Annotated in this window: 3 protein-coding genes; all 3 read right to left on the reverse strand. The window is 31.6% G+C overall.

Annotation, left to right across the window (positions count from 1 at the left end):
- Nucleotides 1-33: 33 nt before the first annotated feature.
- Nucleotides 34-993: a tetratricopeptide repeat protein gene (locus tag BG20_RS02015; RefSeq protein ID WP_010190202.1), complete on the reverse strand. Its 960-nt coding sequence runs from the start codon at nucleotides 991-993 to the stop codon at nucleotides 34-36.
- A 15-nt stretch (nucleotides 994-1,008) separates the two neighbouring features.
- Nucleotides 1,009-1,572 (reverse strand): type 1 glutamine amidotransferase, encoded by a 564-nt coding sequence (locus BG20_RS02020; protein WP_010190204.1) that lies wholly within the window; start codon nucleotides 1,570-1,572, stop codon nucleotides 1,009-1,011.
- A 116-nt stretch (nucleotides 1,573-1,688) separates the two neighbouring features.
- The coding region (locus tag BG20_RS02025; RefSeq protein ID WP_010190205.1) for a UPF0182 family protein at nucleotides 1,689-3,950 on the reverse strand (2,262 nt) is incomplete at its 5' end.

The raw sequence follows: 3,950 nt of genomic DNA on the forward strand, positions 1-3,950 counted from the left end.
GAAGGTCACGTGTTCAAATCCCGTACTCCGCACTTATAATTCCCTAATTGCTTGTTCAATAATTCCTCTGTCTTTTGCTTTTGGAAAAAGTTTCAGATAACTTTTAAGATCATTTTTTGCATCAGAATTGTTTTTTTGTTTCTCACGTAGATAAGCACGATTTTTGTAGATTTTTGCAGATCTTTTAGGGTTGATTTCGATTGCTTTGCTATAATAGAATTCAGATTTATCAAACTGATTAGATTTAAGATAATAGTTACCAAGTCCATTGTATGCAAGATAAAATCTATTGTTAAGTTCTATACATTTTTCATAATATGTTATACAGTCAGTTGAATTTTGTTCGTTAAGTAAACTTGCAAGTAAATACAATGCGGTTGGATTATTTTGATCCAAGTCGATTGATTTTTTTAAAGACTCTAAAGCGTCAGTTGTATTTTTTTGGATATTTTGTCTTTCAGATACAAGACAAAGTTTATTTGATTTTTCATTTGATTCATTTATTTTAATTGAAGATAAAATATCCTGTGGAGCTAAAAGTATCAATAATCGTCCATCTTCCGACCATTCTTTATCAAAGATTTTCTGAGGTATAGCTCCTTCTTGTTGTTCACCCTCTTGATTTCCTTTCTGTATATAATGAAGAATAGTATTTTCTCCATCATCATAACCAGATATTACTGAAACATGTTGTGTTATTTCAGGAATTCCTGGAAGAATCACCATAGGTGGAATTCCCATATCAATAATTTTTTTCAATTCAGATATAGAAGAAGATATAATTTTACATGTCAAACCATGTCTTTCTGCAGATTCGATTCCTTCAATCATGATACTTCCATTATAATTTGAATATTGTTTTGCAGTTTCAATCGCTTCAGACATTGAAAGGTTGACATTCCAATATTTTGAAACAACATTGATTGGTAAAGGCAAGCATTTGTTTTCTTCTTCTACTAAAGGAAGCAATAGTTGATGATCTACAGATTCCATGAAGTAAAATTATGTTTAAGAGATATTAAAATCAATCAAATTGAACAAAACTTTTAGAATCAAATTTTTGCCATCGTCACTCATTTCAGGATGGAATTGTGTTCCAAAAATTGGTTTTTTATCATATTGTATGATTTCAAATTTGCAATTTTTAGATTCTGCAATTCCAATCAAGACATCAGGTAATTTAGAAATTTCAAATCCATGACTCTCAAAAACATGCAAATTTCCACTAGAAAGTGGATTTTCTTTTAGAATGCTAACTTTTTCGTTTCCCCTCTGAAGAATAACTGATTTTTTAATGGTACCTCCCAAAGTCAGAGTTAATATTTCTGCACCGTAACAAATGCCTAATAGTTTTTTATCATTGTTTACCGCAAAGTTAATTATTTTTGAATTAATTTCATTGACTTTTTTTTCATTTTTTCTTCGTCCAGATAAGATAAAAGAATTATAATTATCTAATGATTTTAGATCTAATAATTCAGGTGTTATTTTTTTATAGTGTATTTTTTTATCGCTTAAGAAATCAATTAGATTTTTAGTATAGACAGAACCATTATCAATTACTAGTAACAATAGTTGATAAAGAAACTTTGCCTAATTTAACGTTGTAAAATATTTTAGGTTTGATTTGATTATTGAATTCTAATAATTTCAATTTTCTAGAATTATATTCAGAAAAAAATTGGTGATTAATTACCTATTGAAATTGAAACGTAATGTATTTCAGGAATATTGTCTTTTACAATTATTGTTCCAATATTGAGATTTGTATCTTCTTGCCACATGAATACTCTGTCACTTCTTGGCTTTACAAAATTGTTTATGAAGTCTGTTAGGAATGTCTCTGTGTCACCACGATCCTTTTCAGTAAAGAAGAATATCTCACCTTCTTTAAATGATAACGGAATCTGAATTGATGTTGGTTCAGATACTTCTATTCCATTTTCTTTAAATGTGGATTTTATAATATCAATTCTATCTGATCTTCCTAATTCTACATAATCAACATTAACTGATGTTGATGCGCCTGCTACTCCAGATACCTTTTTGAGATATGCTTCAAACGCTTTATCTTGTGTGTCTCCTAATCCTACATAATACTCTCCAGTAAATGCTGCACCTACTGCTGCAATAGTTCCTAGCTGAGCAACAACGCCTCCAGAACCTGCAGTATATACAGGTATAAAGTAGATATCGTGTTGACCTACCCTATACAAAATATTATCTCCAATTCTAGGATTTCTCAAAAGCGTCTTTAGTTCAGCAAATGTAGGATCTTTATCCAAAGCTTCTCTAACTGCAGTAGGGCCAATTAATTTGGTAGTAGAATTTAGTGGAATTTCATAAAATTGAATATGACCTAAATTTTTAAGATCATTTTGAACTATCATATACCCTGCAAGATTTCTTCCTTGTGAACCACGTAGTTCCAAAGAAAGTAAACCTATGAATTCTGTTTGGTTAAAACCAGGAGGTTTTGCTTGTACATAGTAAGTTTCCAAACCTTGTGGAATTTCATAAAATTCATTTGCTTGAATAAATGTTTGAACATCACCTACATGGTAAATATTATACATTTGGGCTTTCCAGTTAAAAAGTTCTACGGGGTATCGTGTTTGATTCTCAAGCCAAGCTGGTACAGGTTTGAATTGATCAGGATATTGTTCTGCAAATATTTCAGTGAAGAAATCATCGCCTGTTTTTAGCAGTTGAATATTTCCATCGTATGAATCAATGAGTGCAAATCCTACTAATCTAAGATATGGATTTCCAATAGACCATGGAACATCATGAGTATCTAGTCCAATTATCAAAGGCATTAACCAATAAGATTTTGTGCCGTCGGTAACTGGAATTGAATCTAATTCCTTTCCAAAAATATTGTACAAAAAGTAAGGATACAAAGTTTTCATTCTGTCTTGTATGTCTTTGTATCGCATAACGTGGACTGATTCTGCAGGAAATGAAAGTAAAAAGTTTGGCTCAAAAGTCCAGCTTAATGGCGGGGATATATCCAAACCACCTTTACCATGATAAGATACACCTCCTAATTCTGCACTGTTAGTACCTCTAGAATTTGGATATGCAGACCAAGTGTCCTTAAAGAGACCTCCCTCACCGTAATAGATTTCTCGTTGCTTGAAGAATTTTCCACTATCAATGATTTGACCGCCTGTAGCCTCTAATGTAAGGAATCCATTTGGAACATGGGTGTATACAAGATGTTCGTTATACCATGTATTTGCAAGACTTACAGAAGACGGTAAGATTGGTTTCATTGAAGCAGTCCAGTATAATGTATTATTAAAGCGAAGAATGTCATTGTCTTCAAAATCAACATAGGGTATCAATCCAATCTCGGGTTTTAGTTTTGCAAATGCTGCTTCCCAATCCCATACTCTAACTACACTTAACACATCATTGTTTTGACTAACATAATTTTTGATATTATTTGGAGATACTGATTGCAACTTAACTTCGTGTGTGTTTTCTTTGATTTCATTTAGTTGGCCAATGTAACGATTAACACTAATTTGTTGAGCTGTGTATGGTCCTAGATATTCGATTTTTTTTGCATCTGCGATACTATTGTTTACTGTGACTAGACCACCAACAATAACTGCAATAACAATAACTGTTAAAATTCTAACATACACATCTCTCTTAAACATGTGAGTAAGAACACGTGCTCGTATTTTGTCAACAAGTGAAAAAGCTAAAAGTGTAAATCCAATTAGTAATGTTCCGCCTACAATGTATCTTGTATTGTAATCAATTTGATCGGTGAAAAATAGATTAAATCCAAACCAGAGTATTCCTACACCAATTATGGTTTCAATTGTAGAGACATAGTTTAGATATCTTGGTTTTCCACTTTTTGTATCATGAAAATAAGACGTAATTACAGCAATTATTTTATGAATGCCAACATACAGAACTAATCTAAGTCC

The organism is Candidatus Nitrosarchaeum limnium BG20, assembly GCF_000241145.1.
Taxonomy (GTDB): Archaea; Thermoproteota; Nitrososphaeria; order Nitrososphaerales; family Nitrosopumilaceae; genus Nitrosarchaeum; species Nitrosarchaeum limnae.

Excerpts from the sequence above, each read along its gene's own strand:
- BG20_RS02015 (WP_010190202.1), bottom strand. The coding sequence starts at position 993 with ATGGAATCTGTAGATCATCAACTATTGCTTCCTTTAGTAGAAGAAGAA.